Origin of the sequence: Undibacterium sp. TC9W (genome assembly GCF_049339865.1) — a bacterium.
Taxonomy (GTDB): Bacteria; Pseudomonadota; Gammaproteobacteria; order Burkholderiales; family Burkholderiaceae_D; genus Undibacterium.
The window spans coordinates 254653-281623 of sequence record NZ_JBMPPJ010000006.1 but is presented as its reverse complement, the minus strand read 5'-3'; the positions used below and the strand labels follow the sequence as shown (position 1 = coordinate 281623).

Annotated in this window: 33 protein-coding genes; 18 read left to right on the top strand and 15 right to left on the bottom strand. The window is 50.5% G+C overall.

Features of this window, described 5'->3' with window-relative positions; all coding sequences use genetic code 11:
• Window positions 1–79 precede the first annotated feature (79 nt).
• From ACO0LN_RS11120 to ACO0LN_RS11080, 9 genes are all read left to right on the top strand, one after another.
• Complete coding sequence (locus ACO0LN_RS11120; protein WP_422973679.1) at window positions 80–799, top strand: paraquat-inducible protein A; 720 nt, start codon at window positions 80–82, stop codon at window positions 797–799.
• Complete coding sequence (locus ACO0LN_RS11115; RefSeq protein ID WP_422973677.1) at window positions 792–1448, top strand: paraquat-inducible protein A; 657 nt, start codon at window positions 792–794, stop codon at window positions 1446–1448. Before ACO0LN_RS11120 ends, ACO0LN_RS11115 begins: the two co-directional genes overlap by 8 nt.
• Window positions 1441–3210, top strand: a complete 1770-nt coding sequence (locus ACO0LN_RS11110) for an intermembrane transport protein PqiB (RefSeq protein ID WP_422973676.1) — start codon at window positions 1441–1443, stop codon at window positions 3208–3210. Before ACO0LN_RS11115 ends, ACO0LN_RS11110 begins: the two co-directional genes overlap by 8 nt.
• The gene (locus ACO0LN_RS11105) at window positions 3207–3815 is read left to right on the top strand and encodes a PqiC family protein (protein ID WP_422973674.1); all 609 of its coding nucleotides are present in this window, start codon (window positions 3207–3209) and stop codon (window positions 3813–3815) included. Before ACO0LN_RS11110 ends, ACO0LN_RS11105 begins: the two co-directional genes overlap by 4 nt.
• 899 nt (window positions 3816–4714) lie before the next feature.
• Window positions 4715–5140 carry a hypothetical protein gene (locus tag ACO0LN_RS11100; protein ID WP_422973672.1) on the top strand — a complete coding sequence of 142 codons (426 nt, stop codon included), beginning with the start codon at window positions 4715–4717 and terminating at the stop codon, window positions 5138–5140.
• A gap of 76 nt (window positions 5141–5216) precedes the next feature.
• Window positions 5217–5747 carry an REP-associated tyrosine transposase gene (locus ACO0LN_RS11095; RefSeq protein WP_422973670.1) on the top strand — a complete coding sequence of 177 codons (531 nt, stop codon included), beginning with the start codon at window positions 5217–5219 and terminating at the stop codon, window positions 5745–5747.
• A gap of 118 nt (window positions 5748–5865) precedes the next feature.
• Window positions 5866–6696 (top strand): hypothetical protein, encoded by an 831-nt coding sequence (locus ACO0LN_RS11090; protein ID WP_422973668.1) that lies wholly within the window; start codon window positions 5866–5868, stop codon window positions 6694–6696.
• 305 nt (window positions 6697–7001) lie between these two features.
• Window positions 7002–7424: a hypothetical protein gene (locus ACO0LN_RS11085; protein WP_422973666.1), complete on the top strand. Its 423-nt coding sequence runs from the start codon at window positions 7002–7004 to the stop codon at window positions 7422–7424.
• 334 nt (window positions 7425–7758) lie between these two features.
• Entirely contained in the window at window positions 7759–8253 is a 495-nt protein-coding gene (locus ACO0LN_RS11080; protein ID WP_422973664.1) for a hypothetical protein, read from the top strand.
• Between the two features lie 257 nt (window positions 8254–8510).
• On the opposite strand, the gene ACO0LN_RS11075 is transcribed toward ACO0LN_RS11080, so the two are convergent.
• The 3 genes from ACO0LN_RS11075 to ACO0LN_RS11065 form a co-directional block, all read right to left on the bottom strand.
• Window positions 8511–9248 (bottom strand): hypothetical protein, encoded by a 738-nt coding sequence (locus ACO0LN_RS11075; protein ID WP_422973662.1) that lies wholly within the window; start codon window positions 9246–9248, stop codon window positions 8511–8513.
• 81 nt (window positions 9249–9329) lie between these two features.
• Window positions 9330–9902 (bottom strand): hypothetical protein, encoded by a 573-nt coding sequence (locus tag ACO0LN_RS11070; RefSeq protein WP_422973660.1) that lies wholly within the window; start codon window positions 9900–9902, stop codon window positions 9330–9332.
• Between the two features lie 44 nt (window positions 9903–9946).
• On the bottom strand, window positions 9947–10714 hold the full coding sequence (locus ACO0LN_RS11065) for a hypothetical protein (RefSeq protein WP_162042794.1): 768 nt from the start codon (window positions 10712–10714) through the stop codon (window positions 9947–9949).
• A gap of 427 nt (window positions 10715–11141) precedes the next feature.
• Between ACO0LN_RS11065 and ACO0LN_RS11060 the strand changes: the two genes are divergently transcribed.
• The gene (locus ACO0LN_RS11060; RefSeq protein WP_422973658.1) at window positions 11142–11516 is read left to right on the top strand and encodes a hypothetical protein; all 375 of its coding nucleotides are present in this window, start codon (window positions 11142–11144) and stop codon (window positions 11514–11516) included.
• A gap of 257 nt (window positions 11517–11773) precedes the next feature.
• Window positions 11774–11929: a hypothetical protein gene (locus ACO0LN_RS11055; protein ID WP_422973656.1), complete on the top strand. Its 156-nt coding sequence runs from the start codon at window positions 11774–11776 to the stop codon at window positions 11927–11929.
• Window positions 11930–12558: 629 nt separating this feature from the next.
• Here the strand turns inward: ACO0LN_RS11055 and ACO0LN_RS11050 are convergent.
• Window positions 12559–13047 carry a hypothetical protein gene (locus tag ACO0LN_RS11050; RefSeq protein ID WP_422973654.1) on the bottom strand — a complete coding sequence of 163 codons (489 nt, stop codon included), beginning with the start codon at window positions 13045–13047 and terminating at the stop codon, window positions 12559–12561.
• A gap of 173 nt (window positions 13048–13220) precedes the next feature.
• Between ACO0LN_RS11050 and ACO0LN_RS11045 the strand changes: the two genes are divergently transcribed.
• A complete protein-coding gene (locus tag ACO0LN_RS11045; RefSeq protein WP_422973652.1) occupies window positions 13221–13994 on the top strand; it encodes a hypothetical protein in 774 nt (257 codons plus the stop codon).
• Window positions 13995–14673: 679 nt separating this feature from the next.
• On the opposite strand, the gene ACO0LN_RS11040 is transcribed toward ACO0LN_RS11045, so the two are convergent.
• The 3 genes from ACO0LN_RS11040 to ACO0LN_RS11030 form a co-directional block, all read right to left on the bottom strand.
• Complete coding sequence (locus ACO0LN_RS11040) at window positions 14674–15036, bottom strand: phage tail protein (RefSeq protein ID WP_422973650.1); 363 nt, start codon at window positions 15034–15036, stop codon at window positions 14674–14676.
• A gap of 249 nt (window positions 15037–15285) precedes the next feature.
• Complete coding sequence (locus tag ACO0LN_RS11035; RefSeq protein ID WP_422973648.1) at window positions 15286–15606, bottom strand: hypothetical protein; 321 nt, start codon at window positions 15604–15606, stop codon at window positions 15286–15288.
• 115 nt (window positions 15607–15721) lie between these two features.
• Window positions 15722–16057, bottom strand: coding sequence for a hypothetical protein (locus ACO0LN_RS11030; protein ID WP_422973646.1), 336 nt, complete (start codon window positions 16055–16057; stop codon window positions 15722–15724).
• Between the two features lie 636 nt (window positions 16058–16693).
• On the opposite strand from ACO0LN_RS11030, the gene ACO0LN_RS11025 reads away from it, so the two are divergent.
• Window positions 16694–17407, top strand: coding sequence for a GNAT family N-acetyltransferase (locus ACO0LN_RS11025; RefSeq protein WP_422973644.1), 714 nt, complete (start codon window positions 16694–16696; stop codon window positions 17405–17407).
• A gap of 272 nt (window positions 17408–17679) precedes the next feature.
• On the opposite strand, the gene ACO0LN_RS11020 is transcribed toward ACO0LN_RS11025, so the two are convergent.
• A complete protein-coding gene (locus ACO0LN_RS11020) occupies window positions 17680–17934 on the bottom strand; it encodes a hypothetical protein (protein WP_422973642.1) in 255 nt (84 codons plus the stop codon).
• Window positions 17935–18121: 187 nt separating this feature from the next.
• Between ACO0LN_RS11020 and ACO0LN_RS11015 the strand changes: the two genes are divergently transcribed.
• Both ACO0LN_RS11015 and ACO0LN_RS11010 read left to right on the top strand, forming a co-directional pair.
• Window positions 18122–18634 (top strand): hypothetical protein, encoded by a 513-nt coding sequence (locus ACO0LN_RS11015; protein WP_422973640.1) that lies wholly within the window; start codon window positions 18122–18124, stop codon window positions 18632–18634.
• A gap of 50 nt (window positions 18635–18684) precedes the next feature.
• Complete coding sequence (locus ACO0LN_RS11010; protein WP_422973638.1) at window positions 18685–19296, top strand: DUF6624 domain-containing protein; 612 nt, start codon at window positions 18685–18687, stop codon at window positions 19294–19296.
• A 55-nt stretch (window positions 19297–19351) separates the two neighbouring features.
• Here the strand turns inward: ACO0LN_RS11010 and ACO0LN_RS11005 are convergent, their stop codons facing one another.
• The 6 genes from ACO0LN_RS11005 to ACO0LN_RS10980 all read right to left on the bottom strand — a co-directional run bounded on the left by ACO0LN_RS11005 (window position 19352) and on the right by ACO0LN_RS10980 (window position 23520).
• Window positions 19352–19696, bottom strand: coding sequence for a hypothetical protein (locus ACO0LN_RS11005; RefSeq protein ID WP_422973637.1), 345 nt, complete (start codon window positions 19694–19696; stop codon window positions 19352–19354).
• A gap of 36 nt (window positions 19697–19732) precedes the next feature.
• A complete protein-coding gene (locus tag ACO0LN_RS11000; protein WP_422973635.1) occupies window positions 19733–20167 on the bottom strand; it encodes a hypothetical protein in 435 nt (144 codons plus the stop codon).
• A gap of 54 nt (window positions 20168–20221) precedes the next feature.
• Window positions 20222–20848 (bottom strand): hypothetical protein, encoded by a 627-nt coding sequence (locus tag ACO0LN_RS10995; RefSeq protein ID WP_422973633.1) that lies wholly within the window; start codon window positions 20846–20848, stop codon window positions 20222–20224.
• 434 nt (window positions 20849–21282) lie between these two features.
• Window positions 21283–21708: a hypothetical protein gene (locus ACO0LN_RS10990; protein WP_422973631.1), complete on the bottom strand. Its 426-nt coding sequence runs from the start codon at window positions 21706–21708 to the stop codon at window positions 21283–21285.
• Window positions 21709–21896: 188 nt separating this feature from the next.
• Window positions 21897–22685, bottom strand: coding sequence for an ATP-binding protein (locus tag ACO0LN_RS10985; RefSeq protein WP_422973629.1), 789 nt, complete (start codon window positions 22683–22685; stop codon window positions 21897–21899).
• Window positions 22672–23520 carry a hypothetical protein gene (locus ACO0LN_RS10980; RefSeq protein ID WP_422973627.1) on the bottom strand — a complete coding sequence of 283 codons (849 nt, stop codon included), beginning with the start codon at window positions 23518–23520 and terminating at the stop codon, window positions 22672–22674. Before ACO0LN_RS10980 ends, ACO0LN_RS10985 begins: the two co-directional genes overlap by 14 nt.
• Before the next feature lie 356 nt (window positions 23521–23876).
• Between ACO0LN_RS10980 and ACO0LN_RS10975 the strand changes: the two genes are divergently transcribed.
• The 3 genes from ACO0LN_RS10975 (at window position 23877) to ACO0LN_RS10965 (ending at window position 26467) form a co-directional block, all read left to right on the top strand.
• Window positions 23877–24026, top strand: coding sequence for a hypothetical protein (locus tag ACO0LN_RS10975; RefSeq protein ID WP_422973625.1), 150 nt, complete (start codon window positions 23877–23879; stop codon window positions 24024–24026).
• Window positions 24027–24726: 700 nt separating this feature from the next.
• Entirely contained in the window at window positions 24727–25419 is a 693-nt protein-coding gene (locus ACO0LN_RS10970) for a S24 family peptidase (RefSeq protein ID WP_422973623.1), read from the top strand.
• Between the two features lie 481 nt (window positions 25420–25900).
• A complete protein-coding gene (locus ACO0LN_RS10965; protein ID WP_422973621.1) occupies window positions 25901–26467 on the top strand; it encodes a GNAT family N-acetyltransferase in 567 nt (188 codons plus the stop codon).
• 59 nt (window positions 26468–26526) lie between these two features.
• Here the strand turns inward: ACO0LN_RS10965 and ACO0LN_RS10960 are convergent, their stop codons facing one another.
• Window positions 26527–26808 carry a hypothetical protein gene (locus tag ACO0LN_RS10960; RefSeq protein WP_422973619.1) on the bottom strand — a complete coding sequence of 94 codons (282 nt, stop codon included), beginning with the start codon at window positions 26806–26808 and terminating at the stop codon, window positions 26527–26529.
• Between the last annotated feature and the right edge of the window lie 163 nt (window positions 26809–26971).

Below are 26971 nucleotides of genomic sequence, written 5' to 3'. Positions count from 1 at the left end.
CCTGCTTTAGCCCCTGAAACCCCGGCAAAATCACAATAAACCGCTGCCACCGCCGTTATTCTATGATTAATCTTCAAAATTGATTACACTCATATTATTTTTGCCCTATTTCCTTGATTTCCACCTGACCCTGCACCATAACGTGAAGCCCGCCATCAAGCCTGCCCATCAATTTATTGTCTGCCATGAATGCGACCTTGTCTGTGCGGATGTGCCGGTCGCCACGGGTGAGGCGGCGAGTTGTCCGCGTTGCCGGGCTATCTTGTACCGCAATGGCACTGCCAGCATTGACGTGGCGCTGGCGCTGGCGATCACTTCGGTGATCCTGTTATTACTGCTCAACAGCTTCCCGCTGTTGTCGCTGAAGGTGCAGCAGGTCACGCGGGACACCACGCTTTTTCATGCGGCGCTGGCGATGTGGGATGATGGCATGCACATTCTCTCGCTGCTGGTGATCATCACCACCATGCTGGCACCGGCCCTGCAAATTTCGGTGGCGGTCTATCTCTTGTATGTGATCCGTTTTGGTGATGCCAGGCTGGCGCTGGGCGCGCCCCTGCGTGCGCTGCAAACCCTGCGGCCCTGGAGCATGGTCGAGATTTTCATGCTGGGCTTGCTGGTGTCGCTGGTCAAGCTGCAACACATGGCCGACATCGTCATTGGCCCGGCCCTGTGGTCTTGCGCCTCGCTGATCTTTTTTACGGCAGCACTGACCTCGGTGCTGACGCCGCGCAATATCTGGCTGTGGGCACACGCCGCCAAAGCCAGCAAGGCAGCCACCGGGGTGAGCCATGTCTGAGCAAGAATACCGCCACATCCCCGCTACCGGGCTGGCAGGCCAGACCGGTGCCTCTGCCGGGCTGATCACCTGCGACATTTGCGAAGCCCTGTGCTGCACCCATGACGAGGCCGCTACCCACTGCCCCGTCTGCGGTGCCGCCCTGCATTTGCGCCATAAAGACAGCCTGACCAAATCCCTGGCTTACCTGGTTGCTGCGGCGATACTGTACATCCCCGCCAATCTCTTGCCCGTCATGCAAACCAATACCATCTTTGGTACGCAGGACGACACCATCATGAGCGGCGTGCTGGTCTTGTTATACACCGGCTCATGGCCGCTGGCCTTGCTGGTATTCTTTGCCAGCATCGTCGTGCCTTTGCTCAAGCTGTTTTCCATCAGTCTATTGCTCTACACCTGCTGGAAGAAATCTGCCTGGAACCCCTTGCAGCGCACCCAGCTGTTCCGCATGGTAGAAGCGGTGGGCCGCTGGTCCATGCTGGATGTGTATGTCGTCACGGTGCTGGTAGCGCTGGTGCAGTTTAAATCCCTGGCAGCGGTACACCCCGGAGGCGGTGCGCTGGCCTTTGGTGCGGTGGTCGTGCTGACGATGCTGTCGGCACAAAGCTTTGATTCACGTTTAATCTGGGTAGCAAAGACGCATGAGTGATCCAACTTCAGAACATCCTGGCCCCGAGGCAGGCAAGTCTGCCAACGCTACCAGCAGTGATGCCGCTGCTGGCAAAAGCAATGCAGCAGCTGATACAGCAGCCAACGCAGCAGCCAGCACTGTAGAAACCGTCGATGCAGTCGATGCCATCGTCCCCGTCGTCAAGGTCAGGCCACGGCGGCGTTTGCCCTCGTTTGTGTGGGCCGTGCCTGTCATTGCTGCCCTCATCGGTATCTGGCTGGTGGTGCAAAGCGTGACCAGCCAGGGGCCAGTCATCACCATCACTTTTAAATCGGCTGAAGGGCTGGAAGCTGGCAAAACCAAATTGCGCTATAAGGATGTGGATGTCGGCCATGTCAAGGCAATTGCCCTCTCGCCAGACCGCAAGCGCGTACTGATCACGGCGCAACTGATCAAGAGCGCCGCAGACATCCTCGCTACCGATACCCGCTTCTTCATCGTCAAGCCGCGCATCTCTGGTGGCTCGGTGTCTGGCCTCTCTACCCTGCTGTCCGGCAATTACATCAGCGTCGATGTCGGCACCTCGACCGAGACCACCAATGAATTCACCGGCCTTGAAGAACCACCACTGGTCAACCGCGATTCACCAGGCCGTGAATTTGTCTTGCATGGTGCGCAGACTGGGTCAGTTAACTATGGCTCGCCTATTTTCTTCCGCCACATCAATGCCGGGCATGTCACCAAGTTCCAGCTTGACCGTGACGGCAAGGGCGTGACCATCCGCGTCTTCATCGATGCACCGTATGATCAATACGTGACTGAAGACACCCGCTTCTGGCATGCCAGCGGCGTTGATATGCAGCTCGATGCCAATGGCTTGCGCGTGACTACAGAATCACTGACCTCATTGATAGAAGGCGGCCTCGCCTTCCAGGAACATGATGACGCCCTGCCCGGTGGCAAACCCGCGTTCGAAGGCAGCGTCTTCCCCTTGTTTGAAGACCGCGAACATGCCATGCGCGCGCCGGATACCAAGGTGCGCAGCTTCCTCATGTATTTCCCAGAAAGCCTGCGCGGTTTGTCCAAAGGTGCCCCTGTCGATTTGCGCGGCATCGTCATTGGCGAAGTCAAATCCCTGAATGTGGAATTTGCCGAGAATGGCCGCCTGCCGCGCTTCCCGGTAGAAATCAGCCTCTACCCAGACCGCCTCAAGGCCAGGGTCAGGACAGGCACCCGCCTGCCTGATGACGATACCGAAGCCAAAGAAAGATCGCTGCTCGACCACCTCATCACCCGCGGCCTGCGCGGCCAGCTACGCAGTGGCAACCTGCTGACCGGCCAGTTGTATATCGCCCTCGATTTCTTCCCCGATGCACCGCAGGCAAAAATGGACTGGCGCACCGACTACCCCGTGCTGCCCACCGTCGGTGGTGGCCTGGCCGAAATCCAGGAAACCGTAGGCCGCATCGCCAAGAAAATCGACAAGCTGCCTTTCGATAAAATCTCTGGCGAGCTCGTGCAGGCGCTCAGCAAACTCAACACCACCCTCGCCAGCACAGAAAAACTCGTGCATCGCCTTGATGTTGAAGTCACGCCCGAGCTGACCTCCACTCTCAAAGAAGCGCGCAACACCCTCAACAGCGCCAACGCCCTGCTGGCAGAAGACGCACCGCTACAACAAGACATGCGCGAATCACTGAAGCAAGTCGCCAAGTCCGCCCGCGCCGTCGCCAACCTGGCCGACATGCTGGAGCGCCATCCAGACGCCCTGGTGTTTGGCAAACAAAAGGTAAAACCATGATGCGAAGCACACACGTCCTGACGATTTCCCTGGCGACTCTTTTACTAGCCGCCTGCGCCACACCACCCGTAGAACACCTGTACCGCCTCGACTACCCGCTGGCCAGCGCCAGCCAGGCCGAGGCACAGTATGAACTCGTCGTCGCCACCATCAAACTGCCAGAGGCAGTGAACCGCCAGCAACTCGTCATCCAAAAATCCGCCACAGAATCCATCGTCAGCGACGAACAACGCTGGCTGGCCCCACTAGACGAACAACTCACCAATGCCCTCACCGCCCACCTACGCAAAAACCTGCCCGACGCCTGGCTCTCCTCCGACACCGGCATCAACGCAGGCATAGCTGCCACCCCAGGCAACACCTTGCCTCGCTACCAGGTCAAAGTACAAGTCGATCAGTTAATCATCAACAGCGGCGAACAATTAACCCTCGAAGCCAGCTGGGTCATACTCGACAGCAGCCGCAAACTGCTCAAGCGCGAACACCAGGTGTTTACCGTGCGCCTGAACGGCCCAGCTTATGAAGCCGTGGCACCCGCAATGTCAGAGGCGGCGCGGCAGTTGGCGGAACGAGTGACAGTGAGTGTGCAGGAAGCCCGCAAGTGAGGTAGCTATTTTTTTGTAGGTACGATTAGCGCAGCGTAATCGTACGCATGCTGTGCCCTAAAAACTCCGGCATATCACATGATCACCACCTGTGCATTTCAACATGAACATGGTTTATTTTGATTGAAAATCGGAAGGCGGCCACATAAAAAAAGAACGACTTGATCTGAAAACATGCGTACGATTACGCTGCGCTAATCGTACCTACTAGGCATCCAGAATTTAAGTGGGAAAAATGTCACCTGATCTTTACTGTAAAGTTTATTTAGATGGGAACGTCAGCCACGCTTCTCTCATCACACTCATTTCCACGATACTTGATGGAAGAGTTGAAAGGAGATCGGTATCCGGCACATATTTTGTCGCAGACGTTTTTGTCAATAAGCACGCAAAATTCATAACCGAGCCAGACGATTTCGTTGAGTGGCCATTTTATCTTGAGATAGAACCAGATAATGCACAAGACATTGACCATCAGTTATATCTGAATTCGCTAGCGTCATTGCTCTCTGCGCTAAAAGCGAAGGGACTCAAAATTGTGCCTGCATGTAATTTTGAAAATGAGCTGAATTCATTAATAAAGGCCATCAACTCGTAGGTACGATTAGCCTAGGACCCGTAGGTACGATTAGCGCAGCGTAATCGTACGCATGAGATGTCTGAAATAGCTACAGGCCTCAAGCAAATCCCATGATCACCGCCCATCCTTCTTTGCATAAGTGTGATGTATACTTGATTCAACATCATAAAGCAGCCATGCTTTTGAAGCAGCCTAAAAAATTACGGCTGACCATGCGTACGATTACGCTACGCTAATCGTACCTACACGAGCGGACCATCACCAAATCAGCCACACCGATTCGCGGAAAAAAATAACTCAGTATAGAAACTAAGAAGTAATGACCAGTTCAAACCAGACACCGTCGGGCAAGCTCAAGACCTTACGCATTTTAAAAGCCCTGATTGCAGCAGGACTATATGCCGCCATTTTTCTTCCTGTCTTCTTTTTCTCAGTACTCTGCATCATTTTAACGGTTGGCAGCGGCAACGATTTCACCAACGCACTTGTCAATTTGTCGGGTGAAATCATAAAAATCCCTGTAAGAGTGCTGAATATGGACGACGGAGGTAGTATATTCCCGGCCAGTTTTTTTTGGTCGCTGGTATTGTATGCAGTTGTATTTCTACGAGTTTTTTTCTTCACCCAGATAGCCCCCATTGACGAGGATGAAGCCGCAAAGAAATACTACGAAATGAAAACCCCTGCTCTTCTATCTTTGCTGTTCCTGTTGATGTCTTTGGCAGTTTTAGTAAAATGGAAGTAGGCTCGTAGGTACGATTAGCGCAGCGTAATCGTACGCATGATCCCCGCAAAATCACCTGAACCCACCAAAAAATACCATGCCCAATTACCGCCGCGCATTCGTCCCGGGAGCCACATGGTTTTTCACCGTCAATCTGCTGCAAAGGCAAGGCAATGACCTGCTGGTACGCGAGATTGAACTCTTGCGGCAGGTGATCAAAAATGTGCGCAGTAAATATCCCTTTCATATAGATGCCTGGGTAGTCTTGCCAGAGCACATGCATTGCATCTTCACCCTGCCTGAAGGTGACAGCAACTTCAGCCTGCGCTGGCGGCTCATCAAGAGTGGTTTCTCACGCGCCCTGCCCAAAACAGAATCCCTCTCCGCTGCACGGCTGGCAGCAGGTGAGCGCAGTATCTGGCAGCGCCACTATTGGGAACATCTGATACGCGACGAGCTGGACTTTCAAAGACATGTCGATTACGTGCATGTCAATCCATTCAAACATGGCCTGGTCCAGCGCGTTTGCGACTGGCCTTATTCGACTTTTCACCAATATGTGAATGCAGGCGTGTATCCTGTAGATTGGTGTGGCGACGTGGCGGTGGAGATTGGTGGTGGCGATTGATATGTGTGTGCCATGAACGATGACGCTACGCTAATCATGTCTGCATCCAAGACATATTGACGTTCCTTAAGCAGGGACCAAGTTTACAACATTGAGCAAGCATCGTAATAAATTCCTCATGAAAAAATATATAGCGTTTGCAGCGTTGATTTCTATCGCATTTTCAGGTCTATCCGGCTGCAGGAAGAACAGCCAGAGCACGGCCGAAAATAATCCGGATATCTACTGTAAGCCTGCTTTCAAAGAAATAGGACCAGTTATTGAATATCCAAACGTTGCAGACTTGTCCGGCCCAAAGAAGAAAATATACAGTTTTGATGAGTTTAAAACTGCTGCAGGATTCAGCATGCGGATACCTACTTTAGTTGGTGGGCTTGGCAAACCAAATACAAATTGTGAAATGCAGACCGGGACGTTTTTTTTCCATTGGCATAACGGAAAGCTCGTGCGCACCGTAGATTTAGTCACTGGAGACCGGTTATACGAAGGATTAAAAGTTGATTTTTTTGCAGATTTCGCAATGCCAGAAGAAGCATCTTACAAAAAAAGTGAAATTCCAAAATGGAAAATGACGGGTTCCTTTGTGCTTCCAGGTCACGAAAACATATTGTTTCTGCCTTTCGGAGGATATGCGGCCGAATCACATCTGCCGAAGAACCTAAATGACAGAGCAAAATGGGACCCAATGTTCCTGTTTCAGGATGCACGGAGTTTTAATGGGAGTAGCACAAAATTCATGTGCTACGACATCCAGGTAACAGAAAAAGATCAGTTACTTTATGTCGATGTTCCCTACGTTAACGGAGCGACGAGATGCATGGGTTGGATCAGTTTCTATCCAGGTGCAGGTGGTCGTCTGGATATTTATGGACGCAATCTTTTGGAAAATATTCCTCTTATAACCAATGCATTTGTCAAAGAATTAAATACTTATATTGTTAAACAATGATGGTGGGTTAAATCAATCAGGCACGTAGCTACAACTTTCGTTTTTGAAGGCCCGTAGGTACGATTAGCGCAGCGTAATCGTACGCATGCGATGCCGGAAAAAGCTATAGACGTCAAGAAAATCCGATGATCGCTGTCTGTCCTGCTTTGCGCATAAGTGTGATGTATACTTGATTCAACATCATAAAGCAGCCGTGATTTTGAAGCAGCCTGGAAAATTGCTGCTGACCATGAGTACGATTACGCTGCGCTAATCGTACCTACACGAGCTGTGGTAACCTGGTTTTCAAATCAAATGATATCGCCATGACATTCATATATAAAGATATTACGCCTGAAAAGCGGACAGAATACAAAAAGCAGGTATGCGGACCCATATTTGTATTTCAAACTTCCTATGCTGAAGATGAGGATAGAGGCATCGTTTTTTTGAGTCTCGGCGGTCAGGGTAATCAGCCACCGGAAAGAGGAGAAGGGCCAAGTTATTACAACTTGATATGGGAAGGATGTGCAATAGCTTTTGAAGCCTACCATGCCATTAAACGTTCTGACGACGGAGGAAGTTTTTTTGAATTCACCATTACAAAGGTGCTGATACCAACAAAATCGACGAAAACTTTGAATGACATCAAAGATGCGATTATTGCAGGCGCGCAATGCTATTGGAGTGGTATTTGGGAAGAAACACTATTGTTGAATGTCAGTTTTTCAGGTATTGAATTTTACTAAGCTAGCAAATTTATTCCATTTCCCTCAACCCGCGTAGGTACGATTAGCGCAGCGTAATCGTACGTATGATGTCCATAAAATTACAAAAGCGCACAAAAATCCTCGCCTTGATATGGCGCTAGAGCAAAAAATGTTATTCTGCAATTTCTCAGGAAGACCAGCTTTGGGTATCACAGGATTTTACTGACATGCGTACGATTGCGCTGCGCTAATCGTGCCTACTTGCTGATCATTATTCTTAGCTTACATGATGTACACATACACCAAAGAGAAGTTTAAAAGTAACGCGCCGGTCTTGTGTTTTCTTGCGTATGCATTTAGCGGGATGGCATGCATGATGCAACTGGACGATATGAATGAGGACTGGCCACTTGCCTTCAGCTATGCAGCTATTGCCGTGTTAGTTGTGATGGCAATATGCGGCACATATTGGCGCAAGCACATCGTGGAATTCATGCGTTACGGTTTGCTGACAACAGGCTTTCTCATGCTCCTTGTTTTTTCCTGCTTGACATTTTTAAGCACTCCCCACGTATTTTTGGTGAATGCATTGAGCGCAGATAAAACCACCGTCCTGCTAGAAGGAACTATCATTTACAAGCAAGCCTATCACGGTAAATTTCCTTCACGCATACTCACCATTCGAGGTGAGAACAATCCAGAACCGATAGCCTTGAACGTAACTCAGGGCGAGTACGACAAGGCCGCAGTAGGTGAACATTATCAGCGATGCGTGCGCATGGGTGGCCTGGGCTTGCTATTTACATGGCGCAATGACGAAGCACCACGATGTACCGATCAATACCAGCATGATGGCAAGGGCATATAAGAGATGAAATTGAATATGAAAAGCCGGCTTTCAGTGGCCTTGTATTGTGCCGCCTTGCCCTGGATAATCGCCTTCGGGAACTATTTGGACGACAGGCCTGTATTACTTTTATTGAATACCTGTCTCAGCATAGGCTCGTTTGTTTTCCTGTATTGGGTAGGGCCATATCTTGAAGAACTAAGAGACGGAAAAAAACAAAATGATGAAAAGTAAACAGGCATAAAACGATACGGCACTCGTCGTCGCTGCATCTTTCTTTAATCGTAAATGCCGTGTATAGATAAGGGCAAATCTTCTGCGATGATTTCAACATTTTTCTGTTGTTCAGGGAAGCGGAACGCGACAGCATTACCAGGGATTTTTTCTAATGGCTTCATCAGGCTAATTGCCACCATTTCGCCTGATTCATTTTTATAAAAAAGTCGTGGTTTGGCAATACGCTCAGGGTAATGAAATTTGACAGCGATGCATTTTTTGCCTGCGGTTTTGAGTCGAAAACTCAACCGTGCATCGCGCAGGTAGTTTAGCAACTGGTCACAAGCCTGGTGCAGGTCAGCTAGTGGGTAAACGCCATTGAGATTTAGCTTAATCGATCCTGTGTATTGAAAATAAAAAGTGCCAGCTTGACGATTCAACCTGAATTCGGCGTCTTCTTCATAGGCCTGCTTAATATCTGGTATGGAGGTCGTCAGACCTTCATCCAAAGGCAATTCCATCCGTGTCGTTTTACCGATCAATTCAAGGCGCAGGTCTTTTAACGATGCCTGGCGATCTTTGGGTTTGAGATCAAAAGTCACGCGGACAAAATTCTTATCTTTCTTGTAGTCGTCGTGCCATCTCAGCGCCTTGTAGGCGTCCCGGTAGGACATCCATTGCGGGTCACGCATTGTGGCAATCGTGACTTGCTGGACAGGCGTATCCACTTCCTGTGCAGAGAGGTCTACGGCAATCAATAGTAAACAAAAAGCGAGGGTGCCACTTTGATTTTTATTCATGCAGGCCCAGGACGGTGGATGATCGGTGAGATTTTAAAAATTGGACATGCGCCCATGTCAGGGCGCGCACTGACAAAAAAATCAACGAAAATCAGGAGCGGCCAGCAGGCTATTTTGCATCTTCAGCATGGCGGCAAGCGCAGCCCGGCGTGCGGCTTCTGATCCGTACAGGGCAGCAGGGGAATAAGCTGCTTCTTTTTCTTGGTCAAATTTGCCTTCACCCACAACCTCCCTCAGCAACACCTTACCGCTTGATACATCGACCAGCTTAAATTGCAATGTCAAAGTAAAACTCGTAGGTGCCCATGAAGCCCTATTTTGCGATGAAGAACTTGTGCTAATAGTCGGTGTCACCAGGTAATGAATATCGCGCTTCTTCAGGTCGGCAAGGTCAGGCGGATCTGTCAGGCGTATTGCGCTGACGAAGGTATTCTTCAACAATTTATAGAGCCCGAGCTCCATGTCGCGGTAAGGCATATAGGACGCACTGTCACCACCTCCCGCTGGTGTCGTCACCTTTACATTGCGCAGCTCATCAGGCAGATAAAACGCAACTCGCCTTGACAACGGTTCGATGGAGGCGGGCAAGCTAACGTTTCGCAGTTCAGGCTGGATGGTAATGGTATGAGCGCAGCCACCAAGCAGCGCCAGCAAAAGTATGAGGAATGAAGTCTTTAACATAGCGTACCGATCAAGTTTTAATATACCGAGCCTGGTTGTGCATCCAGCAGGTCCATCGTGAAATTGGGATAACTTACTTCAAGCAGCAGCGAGAGGTCTTTCGCAGTAATGCGTTGCGATTCAACCCTGAATTGCGTTCTAAAGCCACTAGGGGTGGTCATACCTGAAAATTTGCCCAGATACCTCACTCGTCCTGGGGTCACGGTAAATTCAAGGCCCCGCTCATTTTCAGGTAAAGTTTTCTTGGCAACTTTTTCTTTCGTTAAATAGTCATAGATTAACCAGCTGGACACACGATACCGGCCAGGTGGAAGCTGGATCATTGTCACCCTGTCGAGTTGCGCTACCCTTGTCATTGTCTTGTAAACAGCCGGGTCAATAAATGGCAAAACAAATTCTTCGCCGCCATTAACATTGGTAACACCCAGGGCATAGCTTCCCCCGCCCGAAAAGACGAATGCACCCGCGACATAACCAACATCTGATTTTGGTTTGTCGGCAACTTGAAGTACCGGTTCCAGTGTGACACAGCCAGATAAGACCAGCACAATCACGGCGAGCAGGTATTTTCTTGCGGTAGAAAGTAAAAAAGAAGAAGTTGTAATGTGCATGAAGCTTATCCGTCTCAAGAGGTGCGTAATGACTGCAAAATATAAAGCAGCGATTATAGCAAGACCACATTCCACAAAAAATGAATTTTCCGGCACATAAAGGCACTTTGCAGGAGTTTTGCAGGCAAGATGCAGACATTGGCACACAGTGAGACCTGCTGCGCCAATTGTCATGATGCCTGTTTTTTTGACTCATTGGGCAACAAGACTTACGCGATTATTGGATCGATGGCATTGAGCCCGCGTCGCAAGCCAATCGAAACTGCCATGACGCCAGGATGCTCTGTGCAAGGGAAAATTTCTGCCCTTGCCCCTTCGGCGCATTAGATTGCGCCCTACGATACGGAGTAAAATGACATCGCGGCTTTTTTGCTATTTCGCACAAACCCGGCATGCCGGAGCCTGACCTGGCATCCAGCATCATCGATGCATAGGTAAGCACCGGGTTTGAAACAGATTGCGATAAAATAGCGGCAGTTTCCAATCAATTACTCTTGCGAACCCGATGATATCCAAGCTTTCACACCTGATCAACAACACGAAAGAGCTTCCGCTCGTGATACGCATCTTGTGTCATGGATGGATGCTTGTGTGTCCGCTGATGCTGCTGTTATTGCTGCAGCCCCTGTTTAACTGGGAAGTGAATGGCCAGGAAATGACTTACCTTGAGCTCTGGACTACCGATACAGTTGTTGGGCTTGCAGTTTTTTTAGCGATGATGACGGCGGGTTCATGGGGTATGGCAGCACGCAAACCCTGGGCGCGCTGGGTATTCGTATTCATGCAGCCAGCATTGTTGCTGATGCTGGCCTTATATCCATCGACATGGATGGCGCAAGAAGGTCTGAATATCGGTGATCTGGCCCTACAAACACTGATCGTGTCACTCTGCGTTTATGCCTGCCTGTTTCTTCTCCCTGGCATGCGCCGTTATTACCAGGCGGCTGAACCTGCAGTGACTCGCAGGCAATTGTAGGTACGATTAGTGAAGCGCAATCGTAATCGTAATCGTACGCATGATGCGCGCCAAAATAATCGCCGTCGCAAGAAAATCTGAGCATCGCAAAATACCTGCTTCAACAACTTTGCAGTCTTTGCTGAAAACACTATATTGAAGTCGTGATGACATTCGATCTCCATAGACATTGACGACCAACATGCGTACGATGACGCTGCGCTAATCGTACCTACGTGCCGCCCTATATCCATCGTAAATTCGCAAAAACATATCGCATGAAGATCATACCTCGCTTGCACATCACTGCTGGCATCAGCCTGGCACTAGGCATGTTCATCTATACGGCTGCAGCAGCGGCAGCAGCCTCTGCGCCATCATCCTGCAAAGGAATATTTTCAGCAAAAGCCAGCCAGCCTCGTAGGTACGATTAGCGCAGCGTAATCGTACGCATGATGTGCGCCAAAATAATCACAGCCCCAAAAAAAATCTGAGCATCGAAAAACAGCTGCTTCAACAACTTTGCAGTCCTTGCTGAAAACGCTACATTGAAGTCGTGGTGACTTTCAATCTCATCAGTTAGTGGCGGTTGGCATGCGTACGATTACGCTGCGCTAATCGTACCTACTTGTTACTTGCTACTTGCTGCATCCAGTGTCGGTGAACGTGGGCTGTGATTTTGCTTCCTTGCAAGAGGTATTTCCGCACGCTTATTTCCATACATTGATTTCCCGCGCTGACTGATCCCTGTAGTCATAAATATCAACTATCTTTGTCAGCCTCGTAGGTACGATTAGCGCAGCGTAATCGTACGCATGATGTGCGCCAAAATAATCACAGTCTCACGAAAATCTGAGCATCGCAAAATACCTGCTTCAACAACTTTGCAGTCTTTGCTGATAACACTATATTGAAGTCGTGGTGACTTTCAATCTCATCAGTTAGTGGCGGTTGGCATGCGTACGATTACGCTGCGCTAATCGTACCTACTTATTACTTGCTGCATCCAGTGTCGGTGAACGTGGGCTGTGATTTTATTTCCTTGCAAGAGATTTCCGCACGCTTATTTCCACACACTGATTTCCCGCGCTGACTGATCCCTGTAATCATACACATCAACTATCTTTGTCAGCTCACCAGACCAGCCGCCAAAGTGGCCTTGATGGTTCTTATTAAATCTGGCGATGATGGTCGCGGTTTTTTTATTGAATTTTTCTAGCGCTGCCAGCTTCTTGAAAATTCTCTCCTGATCAGCATCACTGGCCGTGGGGCCAGAATCGATATTGATCCAGACGCAGTCCTTGCTGGACACTTCGACCGGGTAAGGGCAGATGGACATGTTTTCCGTGCCGACGAAAATATAGCCTGTGACGTTCACCAGCTTGCCGTGATAGCGCTCTGGCGTCGCGATCAGATTGATCAGGGACAGGTCGAGTGCCTGCTCGGGGGCCTTCGCCTTGGTTTTAGCCGCAGCAGCAGTCGCAAACAAGGCGATCGTCGCCAGCAGGCACGTAGATAACAGATGGCGCGACAGGAGATAAGGAATTTTCATGCGATGCACTCCATTTTATTCAAATGAGGGATAAAATCAGCACATGATAACAGGTCTTTATCTTGGCACGATCTGGATGATTTTTTGCTACGCCTGATCTGCGCTATCAAAAAAAGCCATCCAAGATAATCGATTAAAAATAAGCGATCAAAACATAAAAAAAGGAAAGCTGGATGACACGGGTACTGTTGTTATTGATCTGCACCCTGCTGCCGCTTGCAAGCTGGGCAGACACGGTTTTGTACGAGCAGAGCCCGCCTGAAAATATCATCCAGCTGATCCGCTCGGCTTTTCCTGAGACGCAGCAATGGCAAGATGCCCGGCCATTTGTTGAGCGGTACCGGGGTGAAGGCAAGGTGGCGGGCAATTTTACCCATGCGCTGATCGTCAGCTTCAGGGATGATGAACTGGTTCGTCATTCTGCCCTGGTGGTACTTCAAAACACAGACAAGCGTGCGAAAGACACCGACCTTAACCGGAAGAGCGATATCAGCCTGTTGGGCAGGTCAAAGCTTTGGCCAGACCTGTTCGGCGCAAGACGGGGTATCAACAGTTCCAGCACGTATGCGAGAATAGACAATGGCAGTGTGTTTATCGATGCCATCGATTTTCAGGATTGCTGCGAACAAATCACCTATTCTTACCAGTTCAGGAAAAAAGGAGAAAAGCTGATACTCGCCGGCATGAAGGCTAAGCAAATCAGGACTGATGACAAGATAGAGCGCATCCTGCAAGAGCTGGCCGGATGCAGTATCAACTATCTCGGCAACAGCCAGGTGCGCTGGTCATACAATGGCAAGCGCCGTGTGGAAGAAAAGTCTGCCGCTTTTGCCCACGCTTTTGCCCAACTACCCGCCCCTCTGCCCTTGCATGAATTCACACTTGGCAGCAAGCCGGATGCGTGGCCAAAAGACAGCGCGGCGCAGACCTGTCAGGGCGGGGAGTAAATGCAATCCATCCTGAAAAACTCACGACAGCCATACTCTCGTAGGTACGATTAGCGCAGCGCAATCGTACCCGTGAGTACGCATGAATGTCTCAAAATAAATACGCTCCCCAAAGATGAGCGAAGAAAAAAACAATCTCTACAACATGACATTCTCGATCTGCCAAAAACACTGCATCGTCGCCGCCGTGACTTTCAATTTCCTCAGATAGCGACACTTGCCATGCGTACGGTTACGCTGCGCTAACCGTACCTACGACTACCTCCCTGGGTGCGCAGAATTGGGGCACGCTGCCTGGCTCTCTGCGCAAGCTTGCCGGAGTGGCTTACCCACACTTGGGAACACTGATTTTGACTATAAGAACATAAAAAAACATTGTTACACCTTTGCTCTATAATGACTTGCGCTATTTTGCCCACTCTATTGAGGTCCGCAGATGAAACTCCAGCTCAACAAAAACCATCTACCCTACCTGGTAGCGCTGTTGGCCCTGCCATGCGCGCGACGATCATGGCTGCGTTGCAAATACTCGCGATAGCCCCGCTATCGCTGTGCTCATTTGTTCCACCTTTGTCTTGCCCTGATGCGCCGGGCGCATGTCTTTCACTCTCGATTCCACTGTTGCAGTCCACTAGTCCTGCATACGATTGCGCTGTGCTGATCGTATCTGCTGACTACATTACCTGACAAAAGTATGACCATAGCTAAACTTAATGATGTAAGCGGCATCTCTTATGTCATTGCCTTTGGAAGTTCCGGTACCTGTGCCGGATGAGGGATCAGGGCGGTAGTCGGGGATGCGGAATTGATCATTCTGTCCACCGTAGCGGTAACCAAGCACCGCAAACAATTCGGGGTAATGGCTAGGCTCAAGCGTGCGTCCATCACAAACCATCCAGCCCAAGGGTTCGATGGGCGAAATATTTCGTGGCTCACCTTCAGGTGAGCTGGTCTCACCTGCATAAATCAGCACTGATCCCACCGGAGCATCGCCAAAGGTAGACCGTATAGGGAATGGATTATTCATGCCATGTACTTCCATCGTGCGTCCTTTATCTGTTGAGTTTGAATCGGCAAATCTGTCGCCCGGCGAGGTGCCCCATCCACAATTTTCCCATCGCTTCAGGGGAAATGCCTGTTGAGTTCTAGTGAATAATAAACTAAAAATTTTACCCAGGACACTTCGCGGCAACAAAAAAAATCGACGTGCGCTCCAAACCGGAGGCACGTCGATTTTTTTAATTGCAACCCTTGCGGCTGTGTTAGCCCACCCGGGTGCAGTCTTAGCGGCTTACTTCGATGCTGCTGGCGTGGATGCTGCTGGTGCAGCTGCCTTGGCATCGTCCGCTTTCTTGTCCGTATGTTCTTTCTTGGCATGCTTCACATGCTTTGCTTTTTTCTCTACCGCAGGTTTGACTTCTGCTTTGGTTTCTGCTGCTGGTGTTGCTGGAGTAGAAGCCATGGCCGATGCCGATGCGGCTTTTGCAGCTGGTGCAGGTGTGCTGGCAACAGCAGAGGCAGAAGCTGCCTTGGCTGGTGCAGCAGGCGTTTGTGCAAATGCGCTACCCATCAAAACAGTAGAAGCGATCAGGGCGGTAATGAGCTTGTTCATGGTGATAATCCTTAATATGTCTGTGAGCGGTTTGTTTGTTTTACTTGATTCACCGGCAGCGTCTGGCTGCCGGCATGCCATCTGAAGCTATACTTATTTGATGCTTATTTAAGACTTATTTCGATGCTGCGCTTGCTGCGGCAGATGCGCCTGCTGCTTTCACTTCTTTTTTACCATGCTTGACATGTTTTTCATGTTTGGCTGGCTTGGCTTCTGGTGTAGAAGCTGCTGGTTTGCTTTCTGCTGCTGGCGTTGCTGCGCTGGCAGATGTTGAAGATGAAGCCGAAGCTGCGACCACTTTAGCGGCTGGTGCAGATTTAGCGACGCTCGCTGAGGCAGCGGCTGTTGCTGGCTTGGAGGCAGCAGTAGCAGATGCAGAAGCTGGAGTTTGCGCAAATGCGCTACCCATAACAACTGTGGAAGCGATGATGGCGATGATCAGTTTGTTCATGATATTTCCCTCTTTATGTTTAGGTTGCTTGCTTGGTTTGCGTTTCGTTTTGCATTCCGTAGTGTCGCTACGTAAGCCAAAAACGCCGCCCGGCTACATTGCGTTGACGCAAAAAACCACAGAACATGGGGCTTAGTGTTGTTGTTCTAAACGGCATGTCACCTGTCAACCGATAGCCAGGTTCATGCGTTACGCGCGCAGGGACATAAAAAACGACGCCATGCAGCAAGCAGGCGTCGTTTTTTTGTAGGGTGCGTCTTGACGCACCATATGGTCAATGGTCAGGGAAAGCGCAGAAAGACGGTACGTCAAGACGCACCCTACTGGTTTGCTATCAACTGCAGGAGCGGCCTGACCTGATATGTGTGTTCGACGTCCGGTAGAGTGCGCCATGCGCACCGGGTTTTGAATTGGATGCTTGCAAAATATTGCGCAGAAAGCGGTGCGCATGGCGCTCCCTACTTTACGGGTACATCGGACTTGGAGTACACAATTTTCATGGCCGGGTTTCACAAGACCTGTGCGTCCATTTTTTTAATAGCCTGATGGATTTGACAGCAAGGCCCACAAGCCAGGAAACAAGCATGGGCAATACGAGCTGGGTATAATAAAGAACCCACACTCAGGGACGAACCAATGAGCACACACCTCAGTACACAACACCCGAGCCAACAGTATCTGCGTTATCCAGAAGAAGACCATGCAGCCTCGCTACAGGCAAACCCTGAGCTGGTCGGGCGCTGGCTCAAGGGCTGGGCGCTGACACGAGACACGGCCCAGCCTGTCGCTGCGCATGGTGGCTGGCGTGTTGATGTAGGCTGGCCTGAGCAAAAGGCACGTTATGTTTTCCCTGGCTTGTTGCCAGATATCGCAGAGCTGGCCCACAGCATCAACGAACCCTGGATTTTTTTGAAAACCTGCACGTCCGCTGCCGCACTACAGGCCATGCTGCCTGCACACTGGATCATACAGCGCCCCGGTTACATGATGACGCTGGCAGCCAGCATGCCAGAAGCGCCGGATTTACCAGCGGGATATAAACTCGATATCGCACCGGCACAGTCCATCTCCACGGTGCGGGTGCTGACGACAGAGGATGAAGTGGCCGCGTCCGGGCGCATCGTGCTGGTCGATGGGCTCGCCATCTATGACAGCATAGAAACGCAAGCGGCACACCAGCGGCGCGGCCTGGGGCGTTTGCTCATGAAGCAACTGGAAACCATCGCGGCAGAGCACGGCATTCACGGCGGTGCACTGGTGGCAACACCCCAGGGCCGGGCACTGTATGCCAGCCTGGGCTGGGAATTGCATTCACTGTACAGCACAGCCGTCATCCAGGCGCCAGTCTGAAACTATTACAGGTGCCGGGACAAACGGCACTGTGCAAACACACATGTGCAATGTGCGCACCGGGTTTTGAATTGAATGCTTTGAATTGGATGATTGCAGAATTTTGCGTGTGAAGCGGTGCGCACGGCGCACCCTACTGGCGGCATGGTGTCGGTTTTGGCAAATCGTTTTTTGCAAATCGTATTTTTGCAAAATGACGTGATGCAGGGTGCTCAGGTTACTATACATTGCGCCACACCTCACGCTTATATTACGGCACCTGCACGATGGTGCTAAACCCCGTAATAATTAATCTTACCGTCAAGATCGCGCTCGAAGGTACATCCAATTTTGCGCTCGAAAGCGTTTCCACATTGCTGTCCACAAAACCACCCTACATGCGGAACAGGAACTGCTTTGGCCAACAAGAGCTCTTCAGGTCCAGGCACAATACCTTCTTCCGAAATAACAGCGAGGAACTGACCGCATTCAAGGCAGGTCACCTTATCGCCATCTTGAAATCTGGTTTCATCATCTGTCTTGTTCATTCTCGTTTCCTTTTGGCACAGGTATGTTTGCTGTCCTGCTTATACAGAAATAATCATAATAAATTGCATGCCGCTTTTTTGTGAACGTCAGCTAGTGTGCATTGTAATGCACCGCTCGTTACGAGCCATTTAGGTTACTGTCCTGAAAAAGATATTGCAAGCACAATATTTTAGGTAACATAGCTATATGAAAAATCCTCTCAAAACCTGGTCCAAACACCTGTCATCGGGACTGATGTTCGCGGGCCTTGCCGCGTGCACCAGCATTCCACCTACTCCTGTGGTGTTGTTCAAGGCAGCGATTTATGACATCCGAGACGGGCCGCCTTATCCAAGGTCCCGCAAACCCAACACCGTGGACTTTACCAGTTATTTCTGGGTCGATTTCATGCTGCAAGAAAACCTCGTCGGCCATGTCAGCAATACCCGTGGCCCGGCTTTACTGACGGCTTGGCACATGCCTATGGAACGTCACTGGGAAAAGAATGATTTTTACTTACTCGCGCGCCAGGATCAGGAAGGGAAATTACAAACTATGTGGTGGAATTTCGCCCGCAACGGTTTTTGCGTGAATCAAGAAACTGCACAAGAGTTGAACATACAAAATGAGATGCTGGCCTTGTATCAAAGCGGCAAATTGACATGTTCTGTTCTGAATGAACTGGGTTATGACCTGCCTACGATAAAGAAAAAAGAATAAGCTGCGGCAACATGAGTTAAGCATTGCCCAACAAAGGGAGTAAGACTGCCATGCATGGATTTACACTACTGAAGCGACCTGGCACGCGACAGAGCTTGCGCAGACTGGCTGGTCTGGCGCTGCTGGTATGTGCACTGCCTTCACAAGGTTGGGCACTTGAAGATGTCAGCGCGTACAGCGAAGAACTTATTGCAATGTTTAAAAAAGACCAAGATGCCAGGAAGAATTTTGACAGGGATGACCCCAGGACCATCGACAATCTGATAGAGACGGATAAAAACAATCTGGCCAGACTCAAGGAAATCATCAAGGCCATAGGCTGGCCCTCGGTGGACAAAGTAGGGGCAAAGGCAAGTGAGGGAGCTTTTTTCATCGCCCAGCATGCAGTCACTGACTGGCCACTCATGGAATTTGCGCTGATACATGTTGAGGCAGATTATCGCGCGGGCAAGAGCCCGGGCCGCAACTACGCGCTGATGTATGACCGCATTAACATGCTGCATGGGAAGCCGCAAAAATATGGCACCCAGATCGTCAACAATAGAGATGGCTGTGGCGTCTATCAACTGGAAGATGCCGGGAAAGCCGACATCTTTAGACAGGAAGTGGGGCTGACACCAGACCTCAAGACCTACGAAGCAAAGATGTGCGGCAAACGCTGACCGCAGCCGGTTGCGTTCAAATTGAAGAGGATGGCCTTGTCACTGCCAGAAGTGTTTAATTTTCCTGGCTGCGTTTAGCAAGACTTGTGTGCCCTTTTTTTGATGGCCTGATGAATTTGATAGCACGATCCACAAGCCAGAAAACAAGCACGAGCAAACCCAGTGCCAGCACTATGATTTCCTTGAGCCACAACAGTATAAAAGCAGTCAAGCGAAAAGGCCGGTCACTTGACGGGGAAAATTCAAAAAAATAATACAAGGACCAACCCAGGCAGGCTATCGAAATCATAAGCAATACGAACTGGGTAAATGATTTTTTTGAATTACCGTTGTTATTCAGTACATCCATGACAAGTGTCTTTCGTTCCAGGTTAAGCATTGGTTTATCAAGAGCAGCCATAGATGAACATATTACCGGTACGGCAGTTAAACCTGATCAGGAGGCATTGGTTTTTCTGAGAACAGCATGTTCATGCATGCCGTAGCGTGACAAATCCTGTGCATTTTCAAATTTGATGTCATATTCAATCTGGCTGCCATTGATTGAAAAAAGCTTTTTGACTGGATAGTTCATTTCAGGCCACTGTGCGATCCAGTATCCTTTATTTCCGTTGATCTTGATTTCTTTGATGAGCGCATCCGATGCAATGGTTCTTCCATCGATCATGAACATTTTCATTGCGATGGTCGAATCTTTTTTTACTTCTATGGTTATGCTTTTTGCACCGATATCACTCATCGACAAAGTCTTACCGTTGGCCATCGTGAGCCGGTATTGCTCATAATTATATTTACCTGTAATTTTATCGAGATCACCGGCGCAAGCCCAGCCGGATGCCATGAACAAAAACAATGTCCATAAAAATTTCATTTTATTGCCTTTCAAAACAGCGTTGGTGAAAACAGCAAATCAGCATTAAGTAGCTTATCTTTTCATTTTTAAAAACCCGCACTGTATCATGCTGCCATTGAGGGTATCGGTGTCTGGCGATAGCCCAGAGTTGATGTAGGCGTTGTAATCGACAGGGGTATATTTGAAGAATTTTTCAAATTTTGCCGGGGTCAATTGATTAAAGCGGTCTTGCATGCAGCTACAGACTTCGGGCATTTTTGATTCATCCCATGCGCCTGGCGGGCTGATCGAGATGACGTCGCTCATGATGGCATGACAAAAGCCGGATTTCTGCGTCTGCATTTTTGCCAGCACGCACTCCTGTCCTGTCAGTCTGCCCAAAGCCCTGCCATCTTCTGGCGACAGATTTTTGAGTATATCCGGGGTCAGCTTGGTGCTGGCGCGATCAACAACGCAAGTGCAATATTCAGATGGGTTGACCATGCCGGAAGTCCATTTCAATAATTCCACCATCTGGGTTGGAAATTTGTCAGGCGCAAAGAGCGTTTTTTCCAATGTCTGCATCTCGCGCTGACAAGCGCTCATCAGTTCGCCATTAGGGCCAAACAATATTTCTTTTTCTTTTGTGCTGAACTCTGCGGACCATGCAGGGCCGCTGACAAGGATAATGAATGAGATGAGGGTGCTGATGATGCGCATAAAGTGTGCCTGAGTAGTTTTTTGCACATTATAGCCGAGCGTCTTAGGGGGGCGGCTGGCAGTTTTTGCAAGCTCGCATGCATGTTTGAGTTTTTTGAGCGGAAGGTGCAGGCTCGTCGCCTTGTTGATATCGCACAGCCAAGCTCATGTTGCGCATGGCCATGCACTCTGTGCAAGCGCAATTGCTACTGGTGCGAGCGGTTTTAGGCGCGAGCATCGCGGCCCTTGCAAGCATTCGCGGCTAAAGCCGCATCCGCAGAAAATCTTGCCCACCATCACGATCGTGATACAGCGATGTTTGTCGATTAGTAGGGTGCGCCGCGCGCACCAGGTTTTGATGTGGGAAATTGCAGAAAGATGCGTGAAAGACGGTGCGCATGGCGCACCCCACACAGTACGGTAATGTGCAGGGTGCGCGGTTTATTGTGTTGCGCTTACAAAACCAGCTTGCGTTCTTCGACCAGGTATTGCAGTTCATCGAGCGCATTGATAAAAGCTTCTTGCGGGTCGAGCTTGGGGTATTTCCAGAAGTTCATGAGGCCCAGGTGTTTGCAGATGGCCCAGTAGGTCCAGGGTTGTTCGAGGCGCAGATCGTTGATGAGGGCGTCGATCTCTTTGACTTTTTTATCCCTTTCTATATCCCAGACGGCGTGACAATCATCGGCAGCAACGGAATAATTGCTAAGGGCGTTCTTGCCGATGACGCCGCCACCGATGCCGGTGTCGCGGGCGATTTCTGCGTGGTTGTTGTTCATCCACATGGCCCATTGGTCTAGCCAATAGGTCAGCAGGTCTTTTTGTTCCTTTTGTGGGTCATTGCTTTTAGTGACTGTGTGTGCAAAATTCTGACGTGCGTTCATGCTTGCTCCTTGTTGTGCATGGGCTGTAGAGGTGTTGCTTGTTTTTTTACTCCTCCCCTTTCAAGGGGGAGGTTGGGTGGGGGATGGGTTTCGGTTGCTTATGCAGACACTCAGTCCGCGAGAGAACCCCATCCCCACCCCATCCCTCCCCTTGAAGGGGAGGGAGATTTAATGTGGAACGATCTTTATCAAACCACCCGCCGATAAGATTCCCAATCAAACACCACGGCCTTGCCGCCGCCTTCGCGTAGCCTGTCCATGGCGCGGGTGCCGATGTAGTGTTCGAGTTCTGCCAGGCCCAGATTGCTGATGAGGATGCTGGGTTTCATGACTTCGTAGCGGCCGTTGATGATGTCGAACAGCAGCATTTTTTCTGTGTCGCTGCCGAACTGGACGCCAACTTCATCGAGTATCAGCAAGTCTGGTTCGACAAATTCCTGTATCAATTCCGCCTCGGTGTGCGGGCTGTCGCGGCGGTAGCTTTCTTTGATGCGGCGTACTGCTTTTAAAACGGAACTCATCACGGCCTGTTTGCCTGCATCCATGATGTGCCTGGCAATGCCCACCGCCAGATGGGTTTTGCCGGTGCCGACACTGCCGCAAAAAATCAGGCTGCGGCCAGACTTGAGGACAACATCAAACTCTTGCGCATAGGCCTGGCAAGTGCTCAATGCCTGCTCTGCGGCGGCGCAAGTGGGGCGATAATTTTGCAGGCTGCGTTCTGCAAAGCGTGCCGGTATGGCGGCACGGCCCAGGCGTTTTTGCCACAGCGCGGCTTGTTGTGCCTGCCGCTGTTGTCGCATGCTGGACTGGCGTTGTTGCGCATCGCTGGCTTGCTGGCATTGCTGGCAGGCGGACCAGATGCCGCTCTTGTGCGAGTAGGCGGTGTAGCTGCCATGCTGCTGGCAATGCCTTTGCTCGCTGCCAAGCTGTATGCCGCCGATGCGGACAAAACTGCTGGTGTCAGAATGAACCATCCTGGGCTATTCCCTGTGCGTAGTTGGTGTTGGCAAACCCTGTGTGCTTGCTGCTGGCAGGTGGTGCGTGGTCGGCAGGCATGCTCCAGTCGGCCTTGTAGTGCTCGTAGGGGCCAAAAAAGGTGGCGGCATGCTTGACGAATTTGGGGGCCTGCCCGCTGGCGGCGATATAGGCAGCATAGCGCTTCACGCCATCGACCATGAGTGCTGCATCGACACCATCCCGCCGTCGTGCCAACCAGGCTTGCCAGGCTTCTTTTTTGCTGGCACCGGGCCGGCGTGGATAGGCTTGCCAGGCGGTTTCGAATTCAGCAGGGCATTCGTCGAATTTTCCTGGTTTTTTTTGTTTGGCAGGTTTTGATTCTTCACAATCGATTTCCTGGCAGGACGAAGTCGTGTCAGGTTTTATAAGATTACAGGAATCAGTAATCAGATTATATGAATCAGCCGGAGCAGCATCCGTTAACTCTGGTGCAGGGTTGGTAGCTTGCACAGTACTTGCACTGTGCTGACCTGGTGCTGGCAGCGCACTGGGAGGTTCATTCCTGTGCGGATGCTGATGGGATTTGAACTTGCATATCTGAATATAGCCTATGCCATCCACCACATAACGCTCGATAAAGCCATGTTTGGCCAATGAGTTCAGCAGGCCATCGATATCGCAATCGTCATAAGACATGATCTCGCTTCGGATTCTTTTATGGCGATCCTCAAGCCGGCCCTCTCTGTCAGCCATAGTCCATAAACCTGCGAACAGCAAGCGGCCAAGAGGAGGGATTTCAGCCAGCAAGTCATTTTTGAAAAAGCTGTGCTTGATATTTCTTGCGCGGGGCATGTAAAAATTCCTTTTAATACTGATTGAATCTGGCCACACAGGACCTGCAGGTTGAGCCGGGCCCCGCCAGGCTAGGAGGTATCTGTCCGACACTTCGCTTTCTCTGTGAAACCTCTGTGGTGTAGCAGGAAGGTTCATGTGCATGCCACATGCCTGCGTAACGAAGGCTGCCTGCAAGCAGCCTTTCCTTCCTCTGTGTCTCGGTGGTGAGTGGTTTTAAGTCTGGTCCCAGACTTATCTATTACTTCTAGCCACCACGGCACAATTTGCAATACGTATACACAGGCTGATTCTGCGCATTGCAAAACTGCCGTGTTGATCGCATCTGCCCACGCCCGTGACGACAGCGAGGGCCTTTGCATAAACGACGCGGTGTGATGGTGTGGGTGGGCGAAATTACCCGGTTGTCCAGGTGCTGCCAGTCGGTGGTTGCGGGTGACTGGCTCAGCATGGGCAGGCCCTTGTTTGTGTTGTTGCTTGATTTTTTCCGCAGGCGTGCCCCATAGTGCATGCGCGTGCGGACACCTGACGCAGGATGTCATTTTGTATTGTCATGTTGTTGTCGTGTGGCTGCGTGGGCAGCTTATTAATGGTGCGGTTGTATAAAACCGGAAGACTTCTCAACACAGAAACTCAGCGACACAGAGAGGTACAGAGAAAAGCGAAGGGTTGGGAAACGAGAGTGTTGGCAAGTGCGTAGGTTGGGCTACGGTCTATCAGCCCAACACTCGGACTTTGTTAAACGAGTACGTTATTTCAAAGCCGAGTGTTGGGCTGGTAAAGCGTAGCCCAACCTACAGAATCTGCCCTCTCGGCTGCTTTCTGTACCCTCTGTACCTCAGTGTCGAGAGGTCTTCATCGTAATTTTTGCCCCATGCATGCGGGGCTTCGGTCGCCAGAAAGACGACAAAATCATCAGCCGGATAGCCAAAACCACAGGCGGCTGATGGTGACCAGGGAATCCTGGTGGAGTAAGTAGATGGTTAAACAGTATTCGCGCGGTAACAGATCAAGGCAGGCGAACGGCTAGTATGTTTAAGGTTGAAGGATAGGTGGGTTGATAGCGTCGCTACATTGCCAGATGCATACCTGATTAAAGTAAGCGAGCGCCTCCCCACAAGTTCAATTATATACACTTTCGTATTGCCATCCAAGTTTTTTTCACTAATTCTTGGCATTTTTAATGCGATAACGCATAATGCAGTCATGGACGCTAAAACTAATATCAAATATCTCATGGATAAGTCGGGCATGAACCCGACTTCGTTGGCAACTGCCCTGGAAAAAATGTTCCCTGATGAAGTCAGGGTGCCGCAGGCGACGATATTCCGTATCGTCGAGGGCATCACCAAGGACCCGCGCACCTCGTCGCTGGCGCCGATTGCCAAGTTCTTTAATGTCACCCTGTCTGACTTGCGCAGCAAGGATTTGCGCGGGCATGAGGGCAGCCAGCCTGTCGCTGCCAACGATGAACAGATCAGCATTGCTGCTATTAATTACTATGCGGCCAAGGGCTCTTGCGGCGGCGGCGCGCACAATGAAGATGCCGAACCCAAGGGCCAACTGATTAAAGAGCTGGGCTTTTTCAAGAAATATGGCGTCAAGCCTGAGAACCTGGCGGCCATCTATGCTGATGGCAGCTCGATGGCTGATTTTATCGTCGATGGCGACATGGTCATTATCGACCAGACCAAGACTGAGCCGCAGAGCGGCAAAATCTTTGCCATCCAGCATCCTGATGGCCTGCGCATCAAGCAATTACGCCGCGAAATCGACGGCACCTGGGTGCTGGAAAGCCGCAATCCCGATAAACGCACTTATCCCGATGAGCGCATCACGCCTGAAAATGTGGGCTTGCTGAAAATCATTGGCCGCTTTGTTTACAGGCAAGGCGGCTGATCCGTCGCGTTGGTTGCTGGATGGTTGCGTGGTGGGTTTGTGACGGTGCGCCACTGCTGTCCGGAATAATTATCTTGACTCATTCGGAGAGTCAAGTACGAACAGCGTCCCGGCGATTCTTCTACGTCGAAGACTTAATTCTGCAATTGAATAATTTTTGCCAGCGATCATGCTTGAAGCTCCTTCCCCTTCAAGGGGAAGGTTGGGATGGGGATGGGTTTCTGTAGCAAAATCATGTACAGCCAATCGACCGAAACCCATCCCCACCCTAACCCTCCCCTTGAAAGGGAGGGAATTTACTCGTTATTGTTTGTCAAGGACATTATTCCGGACAGCAGTGGACGATGCGCAGACCCTGGCATGGCGGCAGCATATCTGTACACCCGCCCATGCCAATTTGCTATGATAGCTGCTTGTATGCAGGGTGATGCGCCCGGCGCCCTGCTCCCTGTAATTCCACCATGATGGATGATCAAGCTTCATGCAAACTGTACTCTCGCAAGCCCTCCACACCCCGCGCCTGATCGTGCGCACCATACAAGAAGACGACCTGCCTGACTTGTTCAAGGTATTTTCTGACGACACCGTCACCCGCTTTTTACCGTATATCACCTGGGAAGACACCCTCGCTGCCCATAGCTGGTATGCGCGCGTCAAGGAAATGGCAGCGCAGGCATCAGCCGTGCAATGCGTGATGGTCGATAAAGAAAGCAGCCAGGTCATCGGCTCCTGTCTGCTGTTTCGCTTTGATACTGACAGTGAACGCTGTGAGCTGGGCTATGCCCTGGCGCAATCGCACTGGGGTGGCGGTTACATGGCCGAAGCCCTGCGCGCCCTGCTGACGCACGCCTTTGGCGAGATGGGCATCAACCGCATCGAGGCAGAAGTCGATCCCCGCAACCCCGCCTCTGCCCAGCTCTTGCGCAAACTGGGCTTCACCCAGGAAGGCTTGCTGCGCCAGCGCTGGAAGATGAAGGGCGAAATCAAGGATACCTGGATGTTTGGGCTCTTGCGCGATGAATGGCAGGCGGCGAACCGGCCAGGCTGACTTTGCAATTGACGGACATGACAAACCTGAAATGATGCGTGCTTACGCGTAGGGCAGCGTTAGCCGCGAATGGCCGCCACGGTACGCTGTTCGCGGCTAAAGCCGCTCATGTGGGATGTCATTTCCAGATTGTAGGGCGCATTGTAATGCGCCTTATGGCATGGTCGCACGCGGCAATTTAATTTACCGGCAATAAGCAATGCCAGACAAGCAGGGGGCGCCGTGCGCAGCATAGCCTGGCAATATGGGTTGCGATATTGCTTGTAACATTGCTTGTGATATTGCTTGTGATATGGGTTGTGACATCGCTTAAGAAGCGCAGCCTGCCATTTGGTGCGCATGGCGCACCCTACTCCCGCAAATTGCTGCAGCCATCATTTACGTCAAATCAAACCGCCTTATACCAATTCCAGCACTTTCCACGTTTACATATAACCAACAATTCCATACGAAATCATACTTTTTAATGCATTTTCGTATTGACTCGATTAATACAAAAGCGTA